We start from the raw sequence: 20326 nt of genomic DNA on the forward strand, positions 1-20326 counted from the left end.
TCCCGTACACGCAGCAACAGCCGCGCGGCAAGTGCTGGAATCTTTTGCATTGATTCCTTTGCATATGTTGGCTAAGGGGCGCAATCAGACCATCCCCAGTCTGCTCCATGACTTAACCGGCTTGTCGAAGGCCCGTATTTCCAATGGAAACATAGACGCAGTCCGGCCATCCACTCTAAAAAAGATGGACGAGCATCAGCAACGGTGGCTGGAGAAACGCCTCGACGACCCCGAAGCGCTTGCCTATGCCCACGAAAAGATTGCGACGACACCACAAACCAAGTCTGGAAAATATGCACCTTGGGCTGGTTGGATGCATCAGCTTGAAACTCTGCCAAAGGTTCCACTACCTATGAGCAAGGCGGTGGCGTTGACCATAGATGAGCTGGTAGAGGCACTTGTAGCAGCCTGCCACGAGGACGATCTAGCTACATTCAAGCAAACTATGCTGAGTCACATTGAGCGACATGGATCAGCAATCAGTATTGCTGGTGAAGCCGGTTTTGAGCATGCGGCAGAGCAGGAATTGAAAGAGCTGCAAGCCATGAATGACTGGGCGCAGACCACTGCTTTTCTTAAAAAACTGCTAGACACCCTGTACTGGGACATGATCAGTACGCTAGACGCTGAGTGGAACGGTCACTATTTCTCGGGGCGCCAGAGACGCTCACTATTCCCGCTGGTAATGGTGCGCGTGCAGGGCGGTTTGCTTGAAGGTCAGAAACCACTCTCAAGGAAAAACATCATCTTCCGTCCGTCTCGACGACTGCTGGAATTTTTGTATGCCTTGCTGTTCTACATACGGTACAAAAAGTGGCCTGACGGGGCACCAAGCCCCCAAGTTCTCGCAAGTATTCTCTTCAAGCCTGGTGCCCAAGAAGTTTTGAGAAACAGCGATGTGAGCAACTATTTCGATGGCTCCACAAAGCTCACTCTAGACCTTGTGTATGACTACTGGGTTCAGATGCGCCAACATTTCAGGCTTGAAAAAGCTGGACAGGGGCCTGGACTACCGTTTCCCATAGTCATGCTCGCTCTTCATTGGCAGACCTTGCTGATACAAGATAAAGGTAAATCATTTTTGCTACCTGACCTTGAGAAATACAACCTTTTGTGGAGCCACCGTCGCCAACAGTGGGAGTGTCAGCAATCTGCGCAATACGAGCGTCTACACCACGCAAGCCCCAAGAAGGGGGAACCTATCGAGTGGCCTGCATGGATGCTCAGTCAGTCTTCGTTGTCATCCTGAGCAATTCGGTCTTCCCAGTCATCGGGACGATCATCTTCACCGCGTGAGTGCCAATATTCGTCATGGTTTGGGTTGCATTGATTTGCGTGGTTATCGTTGTCGGATTGGCGGGACATTCTGTTCTCCTGTAGACGAGGGGCTAGGTTATTTTGCGGTCTTTGCAAGGGTCTGCTGCATACGTCCAACATATGAACCTTTCGGAACCCCTCCCCCGCTTTGTTTAGCAACAGCGCTTTGAACGCGGGCGACTGCTGCTGGAGTTGTTGGTGATTTGACTGGACCGCGTGAGGTCTGGGCGGCACTGCGAGATGGTTTGGTCATGGATCCTCCATTAAAGCTAAATGCGTGGCCCGCTTTGTGCGGCCACAGGAGGACTTTCGTTCAAGTCGTCTACACAGTTCATCCAAAGATGTTCACTTTCAGGGTGACCTTGCCCCCGGAAACCGTCTCCCATGCTGAGTGATGCAATGTCAGCAAGGAGAACGGAAATGACGAAGCCGAAGGCGGCGCCGAGGGCGCGCTACACCCCCGATGGCCACCCAAAGTGCCCCACGTATGGCCAGCAGGTCTGGGCTGAGCTAGGCGCTTGAGGTTGTAGCAGGTGGCCATCATGGTCATGGCGACCGTGGCGCGGGCCTGCCCGATGGTGCGAATGATCTTGCCGCCCATGTGGCGCATCTGGGCAAAGGGGTGTTCTACCCGCACGCGGATCTTGGCGATGCGCTTGTTGCGGCCCTTCTGGCAGTCGCTCAATCGCTGGTTGGGCTTGGCCTTGCGCTGGATGTGTTCCCGATAGCCCAGCACCTTGAGCATTTCACTGCGCAGGGCGCCGGGGTAGCCTCGGTCTGCATAGACATCACGGCTGGTGTTGCCCTCGTCGATCACCTCGTCGAAGCGTCTGCTGTCGTGTTCGCTGGCCGTGCCGGTGGTGATCTTGCGGATGAACTTGTGCTTGACATCCACGCAGATGCTCAGCTTGTAGCCGTGGTAGCTCTTGCCGTGTTTCTTGGTGTGGGTTGGCATCCAGGTCTTTCTGCCTGCGCTTGGCTGCGCTCCAGTCCTCGGGGATGTTGCCTTGGCCCAGCTGCTCCTTGTCCTTTTTGGTCAGGTGCTGGACGGGAGCGGCCACCAAGGTGGCATCAACGATCTGTCCGCAGCGTGCCAAATAGCCGTGGCGCAGCAGTTGGCTGTCCATGGCCTGGAACAGCGTCGTCACGCCATCGACACCCAGGCGCTGCTGGTAGTGCCAGATGGTGTTGCGGTCAGGGATGGTGGCGCTGTCCTGCAGCAGGCAACAGCGCCGGTAGCTCATGCGATCGAGGAGCTGGTACTCGGTCTGCTCGTCGCTGAGCTTGTACAGGTGCTTCAAGACCAGGATGCGCACCATGACCTCGGTGGGGTATGGCGGGCGCCCGCCCCGGCTGGCGTCACCCCGAGGCAGCAGGGTATCGATGGTCTGCGTGAGGTGGGAAAAGTCAATGTGCCGGGCGATGAGCTGCAGCGGGTCGCCCAGTGATTCGATCTTGCACTTGTGGGCTTCGTCGGCAAACAGGTCGGGCTTGACTGCGCTGCGGGTCGGACGTGTGCTCATGCGGGGATTGTCTGGGCTTTTGGGATAGGCGCTCCGGGAAGGATGGGGTTTTTAGAGATTCCCTAAAACAGCCTTCCAAATTTCTATGCCTATTCCAACTAATGTGATCCGTTGGCACTAGCACATACCTGTAGAAGCTTATTTCAACCATTGATATATATTTATATTGACATATAAGAATTTAACCATTAATTATTGACTTGCTAGAACCTTGCACACTTGCAAGTTTCTATTCACATACTCGTCCCATGAGTAAATTCGTCCAAAGCGCTGTTTAAACTGAACATCAACCCGACAGATATCTGGACGTTTCAGGTAAATTGAGCAGTGCTTTGTGGACTCATCAAAATACCTACATGTTCCATCACCACGGTCTAAAAAAATAGTTTCATCGGATAAGTGAACATTTTGGCAGCATCGGCCGCACTCAGTACATGGAAATGTCTGGCTCACGGAGGTGTATGAAATGAAGCAAGCGGAGAAAGATATAAAACGTTCAACCGCTTGCTGAGACGGCAATGATCAGACGTTGCTCGCTTCTGCGATTTCATTCACTCGCTTCTGTGTGGACAGCACGAGTTGTCCATCAGCATCCAAAATAGGAGTATCAATCATCGCCTTGATCAGCTGGGCATACTTTACGGTTTTGAAAACCACTTCACGGGACTCTCTGGCGAATGCCTTGAAGTCTTCACCATAGGTGTCAATCACGTCTTCAAGAGATTGCACAGCGCGACGGAGCTCGCGATTGACCTTGCTGAAAGTGGTGTCTGCCAGAAACGCCACTTCTTCGATGGCTTTTAAAGAGGTCACCACGAGTTTAGCTTCCTCCTGGATCGTCTTGGCTTGTTCTAGATTACTTCGTGCTTTATTCAGCGCTTCTTCTCCCTTGTTGCCCATGATATGACCAAAAATTGCCAATGCCGGGCCTGCAACAATACCGCCCAGAACCATCGTTCCTAGAGCCACTCCGCCCCCACCAGTTGCAATCGCGCCTCCGCCAAGCCATGCCAATGTGGCATTGGTTGCTGCTGCACCACTCAGCGTCGAAATTGCTGTTCCGGTGCTGGCAGTAGCCAACATCATGGTGCCGTTGTATGCACCAAATGCGAGTGCAGCACCTCCTGAAACTCCTGTACCTAGACCCAGGCCAGCGTCCTTCAAAGCTTGATAGTCGCTACGCAAACCACTCAAAGTCTTGTTAGAGAAATCCTCCATTTTCAGTTTCTCTAGTTCTGGGGAATCAACTAGTTCAACGTTTTTAAGGCGTCCGAACGTAACCAGAAAATCCTCGATGACACTATCGAACGCACGCAGCTTGCGCTTGCCGTACTCTTCCAAAGTCTCGGAGGTAGATTGGCGTTGAACATCAACCTCGCGATTGGCCTTATCAACAGTGGTACTGGCCTCTTTATTGATGTCGCTCGCATTGCTTTGATCAATGGCACCACTGACACCTTTGTATGCTCCATAGAGAGCTGTTCCAGCGGCGACTGCGCCAAGAATGATAGGTACTGGCATGTTAATTCCTCCTAGTGTTTATTCAAGAACTAGATTGACGGAGCGTTTCATTTCCTTATGAAGAGCTAGCGCTTGAGCCAGCAATTCGTTGAAGGACTCACCGTCGATTCCATACGCCACGCTGACGACTTGCAGTAAATTTCGTTTTGAGTCTGTCAAAACTCCGCTGAAGCGCATTGCCTCAAAAAGGACAATCCGTAAATGCGTTGTTGTGCAAACAGAGGTCTTTTTTGATTTCGAGAACATGTCTTCAAAAATATCACCAAATGCCTTAGAGAAATCAGCTCCGGATTTTGTTTGCACTTTCTCCTGCCCGTTAATCATCTCAGACAAAAGAGCTGTTGCGATCTTAAGTCGCTCGTCCTTGTCATTTTGACGGGTAATGCGAAGCCCACAGATTTCATCAAGCAATTTGTCGATGACTCCTGTGGAGTCTTCTTCATTTAAATCATTATCATCGCCATAAATACGTACTGCATTTACCCATAGTTCTTTTATAGAATCGGATATCTTGAACGAGATGTCGCTGAGATCGGTATTTGCCGTAATATCCTCTTCCGTTTTTCCACCCCACAACAGGGGAGCATCAAAAGTCTGCAGTAAACGGGCTATCTTCAACAATTCCCGTTTTTTTGTATTGGGAAGCGATTGCGCAAACATTTCCATCCTTTGAAAAAATCAGGTATAAATTTAAAGCTTTAGCGTGTCCGAACTCAGCATGAATTCTTCAAACTCTTGCATATTCTGAAATTGTAACTTCTGCCCCAGCAACACAGCAAAATCATTGATAGCTGCGGACATATCGTCTGTACTGACGTTTGTATTTGAACTAAACAACATGCCTAGTGCTTGCGAACGGCTATGTAGCTCAGGCAGCTCTTTTGCAAAAAAAGCATCAAGCTGTGCTTGCTCTGATGCAAGACGATCGCGAGCCGCTTTCTCAATTGCTTGCGTGCGTTTGAGCATTTGTGCGGAAAGCTCTGCTCCACGCGCTGCATCTAGTGCGCTCTGATAAAAAAGCGACGACATTGCGTAGCCAATCATTCCGCCAATGGCGGCACCTACAACTGGAATAGGTATGGCTATTTGTCCTAGGGCAGCCATCATGCCCCCTGAGAGCATTCCTGAGCCTTTTTCACCCACTTCTATAAGCAGGTCAACCTCCGTGATTTCTCCTTTCACGTAGCGTTTAACTGAGCTTCCCAAGGAAAGGCAGATGCTCACCGCAAGTGCTGGAGCGTTTGTGGCTGAAAGCGCTCGTAATGTGCCACTGCTGGACTGTTGCAGTGTTCCCTTAATGGCTGATCCAGCAAATCCAGTGGCGTAACCTAGCGTAGCTGCCTTGCCTGTGTCGGAGGCAACTGACACCATCACATCTTTTATATCCTTCTTACCTTGAGCGCATTCAAAAATGTTGCGCAGCGTTGAAATGCATGCACCAACTGCTGCTCCATATTTGGCTGCTTCAACCCCTGCGCCATGGCTGGTGCGGGCGATATCTAGTGCTGTAGCCAGTTCGGGGTGCTTACGATAAAAAATCGCTTCGTCAGTCGTGAGCCCACTATCGCGGACGTTCACTGCAAGCTGCTCATAGTTGTCGGCTTTTGCTCTTAATTTTGCAGCCACCTGAGGCTTTCCAGCACTTTCAGCTTTAAGTGCTTGCTCACGCAAATCGCCAGCCTGTTTCTGGCAGTACTCTCGCGCACCCTCGAATTGCTCTGATGGCAACTCCAGCTTTACGCCTCGGTAACGTGCAAATTTGCCATCCTCCTTAGCGATACGCTCAAAGAGTTGATTGCGATCACCCACAAATTTCATCTGTGACTGGCTGCCTTCAACAATCTCGCCATTCAACACTTGCACACGATCTACTACATTGTGATTTCGACCATATTCCGGCAGATCGTCACTACGCCTAGTACGTTGCCCTGATCGCTCGATGATGGCCTTTGCATTGTCACGGCTGGTCGAGGCGATTTCTGCAGAAAAACCCGCTTGTTGCTTGATGTTCTTCGCTGCTTCAGCGGGATCGCTGTTGGTCTTATGCTTAGAGACCTCGGACAGCCCCTTAGCCATCTTTTGGCCGGTTTCGTTGTCCATCCCTGTGTAGCCTTTAACGAACTCAGCGTTCGCACTGCCATAGCGAGAAACTGTCTCGCTGCCAGCCATGCTCACACCTACTCGCTCCATTTCTCTTTGGCTACCGTGTTGAATATTTACGGCCTTCTTTTTATCGGAATTTTCGTTACTCACCCTGCCTCCTTCATATGACGCTGCTTACTGAGGTTTTTGAAACCAGTTTTCAGTCTTGATATGGGTTTATTTTTAGAGACGGAGACGCACTAGTCTCCCAGCGAAATAGTGCATGTCGTAAGCTCGACAACAGGTTCTCATGCCATTCCGCAGGCTGAACAATCCGCACATGTGGCAACCAATAGCGCACCACAGGTAGCAGCTGGTCGATGTGATTGATATGCGTGGTAACTAGCAACGAACCGTCACTCTCTCTTCAGGTTGCAAGTGCGTGTATGTCGATCCCATTTGCGTACATTACCCCGGGTGCGGGTGTTGCACTTCGGAGTTGAGACCGCCCCTAATATTGAAATCTAATGACCGCCGGAATGCGACGTTCAGCGGTATAGGCTTTGTTGCACATATCGCCCCGCCTGACCGGCGCCCGTAGACTGACGGCGTGACAGAAGCGAAGAACAAGCAGCGGAGCAAGTACCGCACGACGAACTGGAAGGCGTACAACGCGGCGCTCAAGGCGCGAGGATCGGTGACCATGTGGCTCGATGAGAGCATGCAGTGGCTCGGTACGCCGAACGGCAAGCCCGGGCGCAACCCGACCTTTTCGGACGCAGCCATTCAGTTCTGCCTGAGCATCAAGTGCCTGTTCGGTCAGCCCTGGCGCTAGGCGCTGGGCATGGTGCACAACCTGCTGCGGCAGCTGGACTGGCCGATACCAGACTTCAGCACGGTGTGCCGACACCAGAAGACCTTGCAGGTCGAGCTGAGCTACCAGCGAGCCAAGTCGCCGTTGCAGTTGCAGTTGCAGTTGCAGTTGCTGGTGGACAGTACCGGAATCAAGTTCCTGGGCGAAGGTGAGTGGAAACGCAAAAAGCATGGCGCCGAGTACCGGCGTGAATGGCGCAAGGCCCATCTGGGCATCGACGTGCAGACGCTGGAAATCCACGCCATCGAGGTGACCAGCAATGCCATTGGGGATGCACCGATGCAGCCCGAGTTGCTGGCTCAGATTCCCACCGACGAGCCGATTGAAAGCGTCTGTGCCGATGGCGCCTACGACACGCGAGACTGCCAGGACGGCATTGCCGAGCGGCACGCGCTGGCGGTAGCCCCGCCCCGCAGGAACGCCAGGCATTGGAGGACATCGAGTGCCGGCGCGGCACAACGCAACGAGGCCATTCGAGCGTGCCAACGCCTGGGCCGCAGCATCTGGAAGAAGTGCAGCGGCTACCACCGGCGCAGCCTTGTGGAGACAAAGATGCACTGTTTCAGGCGACTGGGCGAACGGGTGAGCGCGCGCGCATTCGACCGCCAGGTTGTCGAACTGCATGTCCGCGTGGCCTTGCTGAATCGGTTCAGCCAGATCGGTCGTCCTCACACCGTGCCGGTAGCTGCCGTGGCATACGTCCGTCTGGGGTTGGGGGTCATGCCGTCCGAAACTCGATTTGTGCAAAAGAGCCTACGACAGCGATCGTGGATTTCCTCAAAAGCAACCTCCCAGGAACGATTTGACATCACTTGTGGTAAATGTAACAATACATGTGTAATGTAACCTTTGCCACAATGACAGTCAAGGAATGAATAGGTTGCCCCAGGAGATGAGGCGTTCAGAGGGGGTGCAGATCTAGCCCGCTAGGCATGTTGCCCACGAGCGTTGCGCCGTGTGGGCAGCTTGTCCCCGACATCAGCAAGGCAAGCCGGTGCCAGCAAGCTGGCTGCGGGGCAGGCGCCGCTCGCGGGCGTTGTCTGGTTGAGGCATCGCCGATCGTTGCAGCCGCTGAACCTGGCCAAACCTCGAATGTCCGACCAAGACGGCTGGCCTCCGCGACACCTGGACAGTTCAGCGGAAACCAACGTGGGTATCGTCATCGTATTGAGACGTGGCGATGGCGACAACGTACTCGCCGCATTTAGCAAGGTGATTTGCCCATAATATATTCGGAGTGTATTCAATGAAAGGCGGCGGATTCATTGTTATTGTGTTTTTATTGATTTGCTTTCTTTGGGGAGTTACATCCATCGTTGGCGGCATTCGCAAATTAATAACACCCAAGCAAGCATCACTATCAAAGCGACACAATTCTGACGATGAGACTGGAACACACCCCATCAATACCCATCCTGCACAGAACCCCACTGCAGGGCCGCAAAACGATGAAATGGCCCACACATTAGATCAACTACAGAAGGCAAGTGACTTACACCGAGACGGCCTGTTGAGCGATGAACAACTACAAGAAATCAAGAGCAAGATAGTACAGCGCATTTGATTGAGGAAAATATTCACATGTCCTTATTCAGCAATCAATCAAAATATTATCAGCCACTGACTGGCATTCATCGCTTGTATCGCTGCTCCAGTTGCGAGCATGTATTTCCCCCTCCCAGCAATACAACTATAGCGGCGAAGATCCTGAAGCCAATATTATTGAGGTGCCCTCGCTGTAAAAGCAGGCGCCTAGAGCTGATTGATCTGTTGCAAAGTTAATGCCTCACGCAAGCAAATCTTCGACCCAGGGGCGCAAGTGAAATCAACAACGTTCAATATGACGGTTTAACTCCAAACCAGCCCAGCATCCCAAGGGGCGGTCTCAACTCCGAAGTGCAACACCCGCACCCGGGGTAATGTACGCAAATGGGATCGACATACACGCACTTGCAACCTGAAGAGAGAATGACGCTGGCATCGCTGCACCAGCAGGGCTGGAGCCTCAGGGCCATTGCCAAGCTGCAAGGGCGCAGCCCCAGCACCCTCAGCCGCGAGTTGCGGCGCAATGGCGGCGACAGCGGTTACGCCAGCGCCCCGGCGCAGCGCAAGAGTGTGCAGCGGCGCATCGACGCCCGGCCCTTGCCCAAACTGCATGGCGATGGCTGTCTGTGGCGCCTGGTCAGCACCATGCTCAGCTGGTTGTGGTCGCCCCAGCAAATTGCCCGCACACTCAAGCGCATGTATCCCCATGATTCGGCCATGCACGCCAGCCACGAGAGCATCTACACCGCCATCTATGCCTACCCGCGCGGGGAACTGCGCCGCCAGCTCATCTCGCTGTTGCGCCAGGCCAAGAGTACGCGCCGCCCCCGGTCGGCGGGTCAGGACAGGCGCGGGCAGATTCCCGACATGGTCTCCATCCACGTGCGGCCTCCCGAGGTCAACGATCGCCTGATGCCAGGCCACTGGGAGGGCGACTTGATCAAGGGAGCAGGCAACAAGTCGGCGGTGGGCGTGCTGGTCGAGCGCTCCACGCGTTTGGTACTGCTGTGCAAGATGCCCGACGCATCGGCCGAGAGTGCGCTCGCCGCGTTTACCCACAAGCTGCGCCAGATTGCCGAGCCTATGCGTCAGACGCTCACCTATGACCAAGGCAAGGAGATGGCGCGGCACAAAGAGCTTGCGGCAGCCACTGGGATGCGTGTGTACTTCTGCGACCCACACAGCCCGTGGCAAAAGGGCAGCTGCGAGAACACCAATGGGCTGCTGCGCCAGATGCTGCCCAAGGGCACGGACTTGAGCGTGCACGATCAGGACGCGCTGGACTCCATCGCTGACTTGATGAACAACCGGCCCAGGCAGACCCTGGATTGGGACTCGCCCTATCAGGCGTTCCAGAAATTCATGGCGGCCATCAGCGAGAAGAACTCCGCTACCATTCATTGAATATCAACCAGTAGTGTTGCACTTCGGAGTTGAGACCGCCGTTGTTTACAGTGGCATCACGGCATGCCGCCGCTCGCCGATTCATTTGCCGCCTATGTCCGGCAGCTCACCGGGCAGTCCCCCCAATGGCTTGCCTGGCCTGGGACGCCCTTGCCCAGCTACCTGAGCCAGCGCTACGAGCCGCTGTTGGCCGCCATTGCCGATCGCGCTTGGTTGGTATTGCTGCTGCGCCAACCTGCCCCCTGCCGCCCTTGCAGCTGACCCGCCAATTGCAGCAGTTGCTTGCCCGCGTGCAGCCCCGGCCTGCCGGGGTGTGCCTGGTGGCCGAGCAGTTGCCGCCCTATCTGCGCACGCGCCTGGTTGAGCTGGGCCAGCCTTTTGTGCTGCCGGGACGCCAGCTTTTCTGGCCTTCCCTGGACAGTGTGGAGACCGTTCAGCGTCCACAGCGCACGGCGCCCGGGCCGTGCAGGCCCTGGGGCCGGTGGCGCAGCAGTTGTTGATTGCGCTTTTGCTGGAGCGTCTGCTGGCCCCCGTCACGATTGCGGCGGCAGCGCAGCAGCTGGGGTGCAGCGCGGCCAGCGTGAGCCAGGCGGTCAAGGCTTTGGAGGGCTGTGCATTGGTGCAGTCCCACACCCAGGGGCGGGAGCGGGTGGTTGCGCTGCGCGACGCCCCCGCTTCCGTATGGGAGCGTGGCCGCAGCCTGCTGCAAACCCCGGTGCGCCAGCGCCTGCGCGTGCAGCGGGCGCTGCTGCCCCGTGAGCCCCTGGCCTGGCGCGCCGCAGAGACCGCGCTGGCCCAGCGCACCAGCCTGGCCGCAGCGGCCGAGCCGGTGTTTGCGCTGGGCAGTCGTCAATGGCGTGCCATGGCGGTAGACATCATCCCCGTGCCGGTGCCCGATGTTGGCACCTGCGTGCTGGAGCTGTGGCGCTACGCACCACAGGGCACGGCAGCGCCGGGCGTTGTCGATCCCTTGTCTTTGTATCTGAGCCTGCAGACCAGCCTGGATGAGCGCGTGCAACTCGCCTTGGATGAACTGCTGGAGACCCTGCCATGGTGAAAGGCCTGGATGTTTTCGCGCGCTTCTTTGCCGATGACGCATCGCGCTATGTGCTGATCGGCGGGGTGGCCACGCACCTGGTGTTGGGGGAGGCGGGCTTGGCCGCGCGTGCCACCAAGGATCTGGACATCGTGCTGTGCGTTGAGGCGCTGGATGCCGGGTTTGGCGCCAGGCTCTGGGACTTCATCCGGCTGGGCGGCTGTGAGGCCCGTCAGGCGGGTACAGCCGGTCGGTGCTTTTATCGCTTTGCCAAGCCCCGTGACAGCAGCTTTCCGGCCATGCTGGGGTTTTTTGCCCGTGAACCTGGCTTCATGCCACTGGCCAAAGGCGCGCACCTCACGCCCGTATCGTTTGAGCAGGAAGTTCAAAGCCTGTCGGCCATTCTTTTGGACAGCGACTACTACACCTTCCTGCATGCACACGCCGTGCAGCTGGCCGGCGTACATGTGGTGACAGAAAAGGTCTTGATTGCCTTGAAGGCCCGCGCCTGGCTGGATTTGTCGGCACCCAAGGCCGCCGATGCGAATGCCGTGGATGGCAGGCACATCACCAAACACCGCAACGATGTGCTGCGGCTGGCGCAGTTCACGCAGGCGGTGCAGGGTCGCTCAGGTCACTGCCGAGCTGCTCGGCCACCTGGATATTGCAGAAGCGCCCGCAGCACTGCTGGCAAGGTTACGGGCCTGCTACGCTGTCACCACGCCATGAAGATGGCAACGCCGGTATCTGCCTTGAGGGCCCTCTCCCATCGCGGTGCCCATGGGCGGCGTAGCCTGAAACCGCGTGCAAGTGGCAAGGAGGCAGGCCGCCATTTGCGCCAATCTCAGCTTATGCTTCCAACTGTCTCACCCTATGGTTCCAAGTCATCCGTAAGTCATTGATTCTTAAGGGGTGGAAATCTCGCATTTTGGTTCCAGCTACACCTGTGTGTAGCAAGACCCATAAGCTGAGATTTTGGGAAGCATCCATTGAGACATTGATCGATGGGCGCCTCTTGAGAGCCCCAGCCTATGGGGCGGCACTTGTGGGGCCGGGTTTCAGCGCTGACATGGGCAAGCAACTCGCTCTGGACGCGCACGGGGCTGGCGAAATCGTCTGCAGCCCCGGCCCCTTCAATCCCGCAGCGCGATGCCGTTGTCGGCGCACCATTGGCGCAGGCGCTGTTCCCTGGCCTGGCGCTCGTAGTCGTACCAGTGGTGGAGCTGGTTTCTGCGCTCCAGCAGTTCCTTGAAGCGGGCGTAGGCGCCGCGGCGGCGAAAGCAGTCCGCCACGCGGTGCGCGTCCTCGGGCGCCAGATGCTCATGCGCAAAATCCACGGCCAGGCGGGCGCCCAGGTGCAGGGCGTGGCGGTCGGGCAGCTCGAGGCAGAGGCCGCTGTCCAGCGCATCGGCCACGCCGTCCGGCATCTCCATGTCTTCGGCCACGCAGTACACCGTGCCCAGCTCGCGGTGGATGTAGGCGCTGTGCTGGCCTATGTTGCCGTCGAAGTCGGCAAATTCGTAGCCATCGACGATGTCGGTGATGGATGCGCGGTTCATGCCCCCTCCTTCTTCAAGCCGGTCTGCGTGGTTGCAAGATCTTGCGCCCACCGCGCGCGCCGGGCCTGGCGCGTGGCGTGCTGGTCGGCGGGATTGTGAATGACGAGTTTGTTGGGCCGGCCCGCACACGCTTCAAGGGAAAGGATGGCCTCAGGCCGCCCGCGCTGCCTGTCGCAGCTGCCGGTCCAGCGGCGCGAAGCGGCGCCGGTACTGCGCCGGCGACAGATGGACCTGGCGCTTGAACAGGCGGCCAAAGAAGCTCGCGTCCTGGTAGCCGACCTCGACCGCGATGGCCTCCACCGGCAGCGGGGTAGCCTCCAGCATCTGCTTGGCCTCCTCCAGCCTCAGGGTGTGCACATAGTCCAGCGGGCTCATGCCGGTGGCGAGGACGAAGCGGCGCTTGAAGGTGCGCTCGGCCAGGCCGGACATCTCCACCATCTGCGTCACCGGCGACGCGCTGCGGTAGTGGTCCGCCGCCCAGAGCTGGCAGCGCGCGATCAGCGGGTCGTCGGCGCGGCCGCCATGGGTCAGCGAGGCATAGGCCATCGGGCTGATGTCGTTGACGTTGAGCAGGTGGATGCGCGCCATGCGCATGGCGTCCTCGGGCGATGCGTAGCGCGCAATGAGCGCCAGCGCCAGCATGTGCCAGGACACGCCGCTGCCCGCCATGACCAGCCGCTGCTGCGGGCCGGTCACGACCAGCCCGCGGTCGGCGTTCCAGCGCGTGCGCGGATGCTCGCGGGCGAGATGGTCACAGTAGGCCCAGTGGGAGGTCGCCTCGCAACCGTCGAGCAGGCCCGTGGCCGCCAGCAGCATCGCCCCCGAACATGCCGAGGCCAGGGTTGCGCCATGCGCCCAGGCCGCTCGCAGCCAGGCGATCTCCTCGGCATAGAGGGCCTGCATGTCCGATCCCGGGGACAGCATGATGTCGGTGATGCAGACCACGTCGGGCCGCGGCAGCTCGGCGAACGAGGCCTCGGGCGCCATGCGGACGCCGTTGCCGGCCTGCAGCGGCTGGCCATCGCGGCTCACGACCACGGGTCTGAAGGGCGATTCGACCGGCGCGCCGCCGTGCAGCATCTGCCAGTCACGCCGAGTGCCGGCAAGCACCTCATGGATGCCGTACAGCGTGGCCGAGCTGACGTCCGGCATGGCCAGCAGGCCCACCGTGACCCGTTGTTGTGCGCGCGACATGGCCGATATGTCCGGTTTTTTGCAGGAATGGCTTTAGTGAAAGGGCGGCGCCCCCGCAAGAATTCTCCCGTCGGATGCGGCGAACGCCAACCCCGACTTTCCACCACTGACGAAAGCCCACCATGACACTGACCGACCCGGCCGGACACCATGTGTCCGGCGCCACCCCCGAAAGCCTCGCCGCGCTGGAGCAGGCGACCCATGAACTGCTGTGCATGGTGGACGATCCCGTCGCAAGCGTGGAACGCGCCCTGGCCGCCAGCCCCGAGATGACCATGGCCCATGTGCTCAAGGCCTGGCTGCACCTGCTGGGCACCGACCCCTCGGCCTTGCCGGTGGCTCGGGCCAGTTGCGCCAGCGCCGCCGCATTGCCCGCCGACGACCGCGAGCGCCGCCACATCGAAGCCGCCGCCGCGCTGAGCCAGGGCCGCTGGTGCGAAGCCTCGCTGCGGCTCGAAGACCTCAGCGCCCGCTACCCGCGCGACGTGCTGGCGCTGCAGGCAGGCCACCAGATCGACTTCTTTCGCGGCGACAGCCGCATGCTGCGCGATCGCATCGCCCGCGCGCTGCCGGCCTGGGGGCCCGACCTGCCCGGCTACCACGGCGTGCTGGGCATGTACGCCTTCGGGCTGGAGGAAACCGGCGACTGGGGCCAGGCAGAAAGGACGGGCCGGCGCGCCGTCGATCTGCAGCCGCGCGACAGCTGGGCCTGGCACGCGGTGGCGCATGTGCTGGAGATGCGCAACGCGCCGCGCGAAGGCATCGCCTGGCTGCACCCGTCGCGTGACACCTGGGCGAGCGGCAGCTTCCTGGCCGTGCACAACAGCTGGCACCTGGCGCTGTTCGAGCTGGAGCTCGACGAGCACGCGGCGGCGCTGCGACTGTTCGACGAAACCGTCGGCACCTCGGGCTCGACACTGGTCATGGACCTGATCGACGCCAGCGCCATGCTGTGGCGTCTGCGGCTGCGCGGGGTGGATGTCGGCGCACGCTGGGAGTCGGTGGCGGACCGCTGGCAGGAGGCGCTGGCAAGCAGCGGCAAGGACAGGTACGCATTCAACGATTTCCACGCCATGCTCGCCTATGTGTGCACCGGCCGGGTGCAGGCGCAGCGCGATCTGATCGAGGCCATGCGCGAGGCCGCCATCGCCCCCACCGACAACGGCGCCTTCACGCGCGAGGTCGGCCTGCCGGCGGCCGAGGCGGTGCGCGCACTGGCGCAGGACGAGGCGCAGCGCGCACTGGATCTGCTGCGGCCCATCCGCAGCGGCGCCCACCGCTTCGGCGGCAGCCATGCGCAGCGCGACCTGCTCGACCTGACCCTGATCGACGCGGCGCAGCGCGCGGGCGACGACGCCCTGTCGGCCGCGCTGGCCGCCGAGCGCGCGGCGATGCGCCCCCACAGCCCCCTGGCCCGGCGCCTGGTGCAGCGCTGCGCAGCGCCGCCAATGCAGCGCAACGGCACCGCGCGGGAACTCGTTCAGGCCTGCAGCGCGTAGATGCGCCGCACCGCCGCCGCATCACGCCAGATCTCGAGCGGCGGCCACGGTCTTGGCATGCGCGGCACAATGCGCGCCCCCAACCATTGCCGTTGTATGAGTTCCCTGACCATCCGCCCCGCCACCGTCGCGGACACCGACACCATCCTGCGCTTTGTGCGCGATCTCGCCATCTACGAGAAGGCCGAGCACGAGGTGCTGACCACGCCCGGCCATGTGCAGCGCACGCTGTTCTGTGCCGACCCCAAGGTCTTCGGCCTGATCTGCGAGCAGGACGGCCAGGCGCTGGGCTTTGCCGTGTACTTCTTCAACTACTCCACCTGGCAGGGCCGCCACGGCCTGTATCTGGAGGACCTGTACGTCGCGCCCGAGCACCGCGGCCGGGGCGCGGGCATGGCGCTGCTCAGGCACCTGGCACGCATCGCCGTGGAGCAGGACTGCGGCCGCTTCGAGTGGAGCGTGCTGGACTGGAACACGCCCTCCATCGCCTTCTACGAAAGCGTGGGCGCCAGGCCGCAGAGCGAGTGGATTCGCTACCGCCTCACGGGCGCCGAGCTGCGGGCGCTGGCCGCGGCGTGATCGCGGCCAGATCGCGCCCTGATGCCATGAGATCACCGATCGCCATCGTCGACGTGGACCGCCCGGAGAGCTGGACGCGCTGGCGCGCCGGCCTGTGCGCGGACTGCGCGGCCAACTGCTGCACCATGCCGCTCGAGGTGCAGCTGCCCGACCTGGTGCGCCTGGGTCTGGTCGACGCCTTCGAGGCCGAGCACGAGGAGCCGCGGCTGATTGCGCGCCGGCTGCAGAAGGCCCGGCTGATCGACCATTTCAACCACAAGCACCTGCTGTTCACGCTGGCGCGGCGCGCCAACGGCGACTGCCAGTACCTGCACCCGCAGACCCGGCTGTGCACGGTGTACGAACAGCGGCCCGAGACCTGCCGCCTGCACCCGCAGAAGAAAAGCCCCCGGCCGGGCTGGTGCGCCTACGGCGCGAAGGGCTTGCAGCGGCGCTGACGCCCGGCAGGGTTGCCCCTGCATCCCTAGAATGAACCGCAGACGCCCGTCTGCAGCCGGGCGCCCTGCACGCCATGCGACGCCTGTCTCCCGCCGAACCCCTGCTCATGCTGGCCACGGTCGCCCTGTGGCTGGTGCTGGCCATGCTCACCGGGGCGCTCGTGGGCACGGTGTGCAGCCTGTTCCTGCGCCTGCTGCACGTCAGCGAGGGGCATTTGTACGACGCGCCCTGGGCACTGATCGCGGCGCTGCTGCCGCTCGCGGGTCTGGCCAACGGACTGCTGCTGCACCATGGCCAGCGCCTGAACACGACCGGCCTCAAGGATGAGCCCATCGCCGCCGTCAACGAGCAGCATGGCCGCATGCCGCTGGCGATGCTGTGGATCAAGCCCGTGGCGGCGCTCATCACGCTGGGCTGCGGCGGCTCGGCGGGCAAGGAGGGGCCCTGCTCGCACATAGGCGCCGGCGTGGCCGCCGGCCTGGGCCAGGCCCTGCGCCTGAACGCCGAGCTGCGCAAGCGCCTCGTGGCCTGCGGCGTGAGCGCCGGCTTTGCCAGCGTCTTCGGCACGCCGGTCGCCGGCGCGATCTATGGCGTGGAGATGCTGGCCATCGGCCGCATACGCCATGACTTTCTGTTCCCGGGCATCGTGGCCGGCGTGACGGCGTTTGTCGTGAGCCGCTTCTGGGGCGTGCCCTACCCCGAGTACCACATCGGCTTTGAGCCGACGCTCACGCAATGGCTGTTCCTCAAGACGGTGCTCATCGGCGTGCTGTGCGGCGTGGCGGCGTCCTGGTTCGTCGAGGCCGTGGAGCTCGTGCGCCAGGGCTTTGCCTGGCTCGGCCGGCGGTTCACGCTGTGGCCGCCGCTGCTGCCGCTGGCCGGGGGCATGCTGCTCGCACTGCTGCTGACCGTGCTGCCGCGCGACTTCATGGGCCTGTCGCTGCCCATCATGGAGCGCGCGCTGCAGGGCGAGGCCATGCCCTGGCTGGGCTTTGTGTTCAAGATCGTGCTCGTGGCGCTGACCCTGGGCTCGGGCTTCTACGGCGGCATCGTCACGCCCCAGTTCGTCATCGGCGCGGTGCTGGGCGGGGCCGTGGCCCCGCTGCTGGGCATGCACCCGGCCCAGGGCGCGGCCGTGGGCATGGTGGCCGTGGTGGCATCGGCCTCGAACACGCCCGTGGCCGCGGTGTTCATGGGCGTGGAGCTGTTTGGCGGCGCCTCCACGCTCTACGTGGCCGGGGCCTGCGTGTCGGCCTATCTGATGATCGGCCACCGCAGCGTCTATCCGGCGCAGCATCTGGCCTACCCCAAGGCGGCCTGGTTCACGGCACCGGCCGATCAGCCCGTGGGGCACGAGAAGGTGCAACTGTCCTATGGGCTGCTGCGCTGGTGGAGCGAGGTCGTGCGGCCCCTGTGGCAGCGCCTGCGCGAGGCGGCCCGGCGCCGCTGAGTCACACGGTCTCGCGCCGGTGAAAGCCTTCGGGCAGGCCGGCCAGCTGCGCGACATCCATCTCCTGCACGTCGACGCGCTGCACCTGCGCCGCGGGCGGCCCGCGCCGCGCCCAGTCGATCAGCGCCTGCACGGCGCCCGCCGGGCCCAGGGCCAGCGCCTCCACGCTGCCATCGAGCCGGTTGCGCACCCAGCCCTGCAGGCCCAGGCGCTCGGCGGCCTCGATCATGGACTGGCGGTAGTACACGCCCTGCACGCGGCCGTGGATGTGCAGGTGTCTGGCGATGCGACTGGGGTCTTGGGACATGAGGACGCCACTGTAGCGCGCCGCGTGGCATGCTCGCCCCATGCACGCACCGCGCAAGGCCCTGCCCGCCATCGCCCTCGACCGCTGCACCGGCTGCGGCTGGTGCGTGGCCGTCTGCCCGCCGCATGTGCTGTCGCTGCAGGTGCAGGGCGACGCGCGCTTCGGCCCCAAGCGCTCGGTGCTGCACGACGCACCCGGCTGCACCGGCTGCGCGCTCTGCGCGCTGCGCTGCCCGTTCGACGCGATCCGCATGGTGCGCCACAGGACGCGCCAAAGAAATTCCAATGAAAATGGCCTCTAACGCTTGTACAGCAAGCGCTGACAGCTATGAAAATTGAATGACACTGCAGGCCGGCGGCGACTGCGCTACACTGCGGCCCATGTCATTCCTGCCCACCACAGCCATCCAGGTCGCCGCCCAGGCGCCCGGCGCGCTGCACGCACGAATGATTAGCACCATGACCACCGCGGCTGCCTAGCTCGCGCAGGTGGCCGCACTGGCGGCCCCCTGGTGTCTCATTCCCCCTCCGAACGAAACCCAGCCCCGGCCGCTGGGTTTTTTTGTTTCGGGCCACTGGCCCCTTGTTTGGAGAGAAGCATGTTTGCAGAACCCGAGCTCAGTCCCCTGCCCCAGGCCCGCGCCCACGCGCCGGCCCGCCCCCCTGCCCTGCGCGTGGGCCTGATCGGCATGGGCACGGTGGGCCGCGGCGTGTGGCAGGTGCTCGCGCGCAACCAGGGGCCGATCGCCGCGCGCGCGGGGCGTGCCATCACCATCGTCGCCGTGGCCACGCGCACGCCGGCGCGCGCCGCGGCCATGCTGGGCGATGCGCCCGGCGTGCGCCTGCTGGATGATCCCCTGCGGCTCGCCACCGACCCCGGCGTGGACGTGGTGCTCGAGCTCGCCGGCGGCACCCAAGCCGCGCGCGACTGGGTGCTGACGGCCCTGGCCCACGGCAAGCATGTGGTGACGGCCAACAAGGCGCTGCTGGCCACGCATGGCGAGGAGCTGGCCCGCGCCGCCGCGCGCCACGACCGCGTGCTGGCCTACGAGGCCGCGGTGGCCGGTGGCGTGCCCGTCATCAAGGCGCTGCGCGAGGGGCTGGCGGGCAACCGCATCGAATCGCTCACCGGCGTGCTCAACGGCACGAGCAACTACATCCTGACGCGCATGCAGGCCCATGGCCTGGGCTTTGCCGCGGCCCTCACCGAGGCCCAGGCCCTGGGCTATGCCGAGGCCGACCCGTCGCTCGACGTGGATGGCCACGACGCCGCGCACAAGCTCGCGCTGCTGGCCGCCAACGCCTTCGGCATGCCGCTGCGGCTCGATGCCGTGCATGTCGAGGGCATCACCGACCTGCAGCCCGGCGACCTGGCCGCGGCCGCGCAGCTCGGCTATGCCGTCAAGCCGCTGGCCGTGGCGCGCCGCCGCGCGCAGGGCGTGGAGATGCGCGTACACCCCGCCCTGGTGCCGCAGGGCCAGCCGCTCGCCCATCTGGACGGCGCGACCAACGGCCTGCTGGTGCGGGCCGACGCCGGGGGCGACATCTTTTGCAGCGGCGCGGGCGCGGGCGGCGAGCCCACGGCCTCGGCCGTGCTGGCCGATCTGGTGGACCTGGCGCGCCGGCCCGCGGGCGCCCACGTGCCCACGCTGGGCGTGCACGAGCGCGCGGCCGACCAGCCCGCGCCCCTACCCATGAGCGCGGTGCGCACCGGCCACCTGCTGCGCCTGCTGCCGGGCGCTGCGCTGAACGAGGCCGAGGTGCTGCGCCTGCTGGCGCGCGCCGGCGTCACGCTGCGGCGCCGCGCCTGGGGCCCTGCCCATGCGGGTGCGCCCACGCTGCTGCTGCTCACCGCGCCCGTGCCGGACGCCGTGGCCGCGCGCGCGGCCGAGCTGCTGCAGGCGCGCTGCGGCGCCCAGGTGCGGCGCCTGCGCGTGGAGGAATTTTCCCCCGACGATATTCAATGAAATCGGCATGTAGCGCCCACCCTGCAAGCGCA

The 20326-nt window shown here is 61.6% G+C and carries 20 protein-coding genes and 2 pseudogenes; 13 read left to right on the forward strand and 9 right to left on the reverse strand.

The features are described from left to right. Nucleotides 1–31 precede the first annotated feature (31 nt). Nucleotides 32–1249 carry a hypothetical protein gene (locus ABUE11_RS00060; RefSeq protein WP_367066876.1) on the forward strand — a complete coding sequence of 406 codons (1218 nt, stop codon included), beginning with the start codon at nucleotides 32–34 and terminating at the stop codon, nucleotides 1247–1249. On the opposite strand, the gene ABUE11_RS00065 is transcribed toward ABUE11_RS00060, so the two are convergent. The 6 genes and pseudogenes from ABUE11_RS00065 to ABUE11_RS00090 all read right to left on the reverse strand — a co-directional run bounded on the left by ABUE11_RS00065 (nucleotide 1228) and on the right by ABUE11_RS00090 (nucleotide 6614). Continuing rightward, nucleotides 1228–1365: a hypothetical protein gene (locus tag ABUE11_RS00065; protein ID WP_367066877.1), complete on the reverse strand. Its 138-nt coding sequence runs from the start codon at nucleotides 1363–1365 to the stop codon at nucleotides 1228–1230. The two genes, ABUE11_RS00060 and ABUE11_RS00065, sit on opposite strands and share 22 nt — an antisense overlap. A 463-nt stretch (nucleotides 1366–1828) precedes the next feature. Beyond that, nucleotides 1829–2840 (reverse strand): annotated as a pseudogene (locus tag ABUE11_RS00070) (IS5 family transposase); the annotation flags it as partial. A 192-nt stretch (nucleotides 2841–3032) separates the two neighbouring features. Continuing rightward, nucleotides 3033–3293 (reverse strand): YkgJ family cysteine cluster protein, encoded by a 261-nt coding sequence (locus tag ABUE11_RS00075; protein WP_367066879.1) that lies wholly within the window; start codon nucleotides 3291–3293, stop codon nucleotides 3033–3035. Between the two features lie 69 nt (nucleotides 3294–3362). Continuing rightward, nucleotides 3363–4361, reverse strand: a complete 999-nt coding sequence (locus ABUE11_RS00080; RefSeq protein ID WP_367066880.1) for a hypothetical protein — start codon at nucleotides 4359–4361, stop codon at nucleotides 3363–3365. Nucleotides 4362–4379: 18 nt separating this feature from the next. After that, a complete protein-coding gene (locus ABUE11_RS00085) occupies nucleotides 4380–5021 on the reverse strand; it encodes a hypothetical protein (RefSeq protein ID WP_367066881.1) in 642 nt (213 codons plus the stop codon). A 30-nt stretch (nucleotides 5022–5051) separates the two neighbouring features. After that, entirely contained in the window at nucleotides 5052–6614 is a 1563-nt protein-coding gene (locus ABUE11_RS00090; RefSeq protein ID WP_367066882.1) for a hypothetical protein, read from the reverse strand. 439 nt (nucleotides 6615–7053) lie between these two features. On the opposite strand from ABUE11_RS00090, the pseudogene ABUE11_RS00095 reads away from it, so the two are divergent. The 6 genes and pseudogenes from ABUE11_RS00095 to ABUE11_RS00120 all read left to right on the forward strand — a co-directional run. Then, nucleotides 7054–8004 (forward strand): annotated as a pseudogene (locus ABUE11_RS00095) (IS5 family transposase); the annotation flags it as partial. A 559-nt stretch (nucleotides 8005–8563) separates the two neighbouring features. After that, the gene (locus ABUE11_RS00100; protein WP_367066883.1) at nucleotides 8564–8881 is read left to right on the forward strand and encodes a hypothetical protein; all 318 of its coding nucleotides are present in this window, start codon (nucleotides 8564–8566) and stop codon (nucleotides 8879–8881) included. A gap of 365 nt (nucleotides 8882–9246) precedes the next feature. Beyond that, nucleotides 9247–10266, forward strand: coding sequence for an IS30 family transposase (locus ABUE11_RS00105; RefSeq protein WP_367066884.1), 1020 nt, complete (start codon nucleotides 9247–9249; stop codon nucleotides 10264–10266). Between the two features lie 251 nt (nucleotides 10267–10517). After that, nucleotides 10518–10766 (forward strand): hypothetical protein, encoded by a 249-nt coding sequence (locus ABUE11_RS00110; RefSeq protein ID WP_367066885.1) that lies wholly within the window; start codon nucleotides 10518–10520, stop codon nucleotides 10764–10766. Continuing rightward, on the forward strand, nucleotides 10730–11323 hold the full coding sequence (locus ABUE11_RS00115; RefSeq protein ID WP_367066886.1) for a hypothetical protein: 594 nt from the start codon (nucleotides 10730–10732) through the stop codon (nucleotides 11321–11323). Before ABUE11_RS00110 ends, ABUE11_RS00115 begins: the two co-directional genes overlap by 37 nt. Beyond that, nucleotides 11317–12204 carry a hypothetical protein gene (locus tag ABUE11_RS00120; RefSeq protein ID WP_367066887.1) on the forward strand — a complete coding sequence of 296 codons (888 nt, stop codon included), beginning with the start codon at nucleotides 11317–11319 and terminating at the stop codon, nucleotides 12202–12204. The genes ABUE11_RS00115 and ABUE11_RS00120 overlap by 7 nt, the downstream gene beginning before the upstream one ends. Before the next feature lie 231 nt (nucleotides 12205–12435). Here the strand turns inward: ABUE11_RS00120 and ABUE11_RS00125 are convergent, their stop codons facing one another. Together ABUE11_RS00125 and ABUE11_RS00130 are read right to left on the reverse strand one after the other, a co-directional pair. Continuing rightward, nucleotides 12436–12861 (reverse strand): hypothetical protein, encoded by a 426-nt coding sequence (locus ABUE11_RS00125; RefSeq protein ID WP_367066889.1) that lies wholly within the window; start codon nucleotides 12859–12861, stop codon nucleotides 12436–12438. 150 nt (nucleotides 12862–13011) lie between these two features. Further along, on the reverse strand, nucleotides 13012–14055 hold the full coding sequence (locus ABUE11_RS00130; RefSeq protein ID WP_367066890.1) for a helix-turn-helix domain-containing protein: 1044 nt from the start codon (nucleotides 14053–14055) through the stop codon (nucleotides 13012–13014). 122 nt (nucleotides 14056–14177) lie between these two features. Between ABUE11_RS00130 and ABUE11_RS00135 the strand changes: the two genes are divergently transcribed. From ABUE11_RS00135 to ABUE11_RS00150, 4 genes are all read left to right on the forward strand, one after another. Beyond that, nucleotides 14178–15554 (forward strand): tetratricopeptide repeat protein, encoded by a 1377-nt coding sequence (locus ABUE11_RS00135; RefSeq protein WP_367066891.1) that lies wholly within the window; start codon nucleotides 14178–14180, stop codon nucleotides 15552–15554. A gap of 96 nt (nucleotides 15555–15650) precedes the next feature. Further along, a complete protein-coding gene (locus ABUE11_RS00140) occupies nucleotides 15651–16133 on the forward strand; it encodes a GNAT family N-acetyltransferase (RefSeq protein ID WP_367066892.1) in 483 nt (160 codons plus the stop codon). A 26-nt stretch (nucleotides 16134–16159) separates the two neighbouring features. Next, entirely contained in the window at nucleotides 16160–16570 is a 411-nt protein-coding gene (locus tag ABUE11_RS00145) for a YkgJ family cysteine cluster protein (protein ID WP_367066893.1), read from the forward strand. Between the two features lie 74 nt (nucleotides 16571–16644). Further along, on the forward strand, nucleotides 16645–18021 hold the full coding sequence (locus ABUE11_RS00150) for a chloride channel protein (RefSeq protein ID WP_367066894.1): 1377 nt from the start codon (nucleotides 16645–16647) through the stop codon (nucleotides 18019–18021). A 1-nt stretch (nucleotide 18022) separates the two neighbouring features. Here the strand turns inward: ABUE11_RS00150 and ABUE11_RS00155 are convergent, their stop codons facing one another. Continuing rightward, nucleotides 18023–18328: an acylphosphatase gene (locus ABUE11_RS00155; RefSeq protein ID WP_367066895.1), complete on the reverse strand. Its 306-nt coding sequence runs from the start codon at nucleotides 18326–18328 to the stop codon at nucleotides 18023–18025. Nucleotides 18329–18368: 40 nt separating this feature from the next. On the opposite strand from ABUE11_RS00155, the gene ABUE11_RS00160 reads away from it, so the two are divergent. Together ABUE11_RS00160 and ABUE11_RS00165 are read left to right on the forward strand one after the other, a co-directional pair. Further along, entirely contained in the window at nucleotides 18369–18629 is a 261-nt protein-coding gene (locus ABUE11_RS00160; protein ID WP_367066896.1) for a 4Fe-4S dicluster domain-containing protein, read from the forward strand. Nucleotides 18630–18926: 297 nt separating this feature from the next. Then, complete coding sequence (locus ABUE11_RS00165; protein WP_367066897.1) at nucleotides 18927–20294, forward strand: homoserine dehydrogenase; 1368 nt, start codon at nucleotides 18927–18929, stop codon at nucleotides 20292–20294. Nucleotides 20295–20326 lie beyond the last annotated feature (32 nt).

Source organism: Oryzisolibacter sp. LB2S (assembly GCF_040732315.1).
GTDB lineage: Bacteria > Pseudomonadota > Gammaproteobacteria > Burkholderiales > Burkholderiaceae_C > Alicycliphilus > Alicycliphilus soli.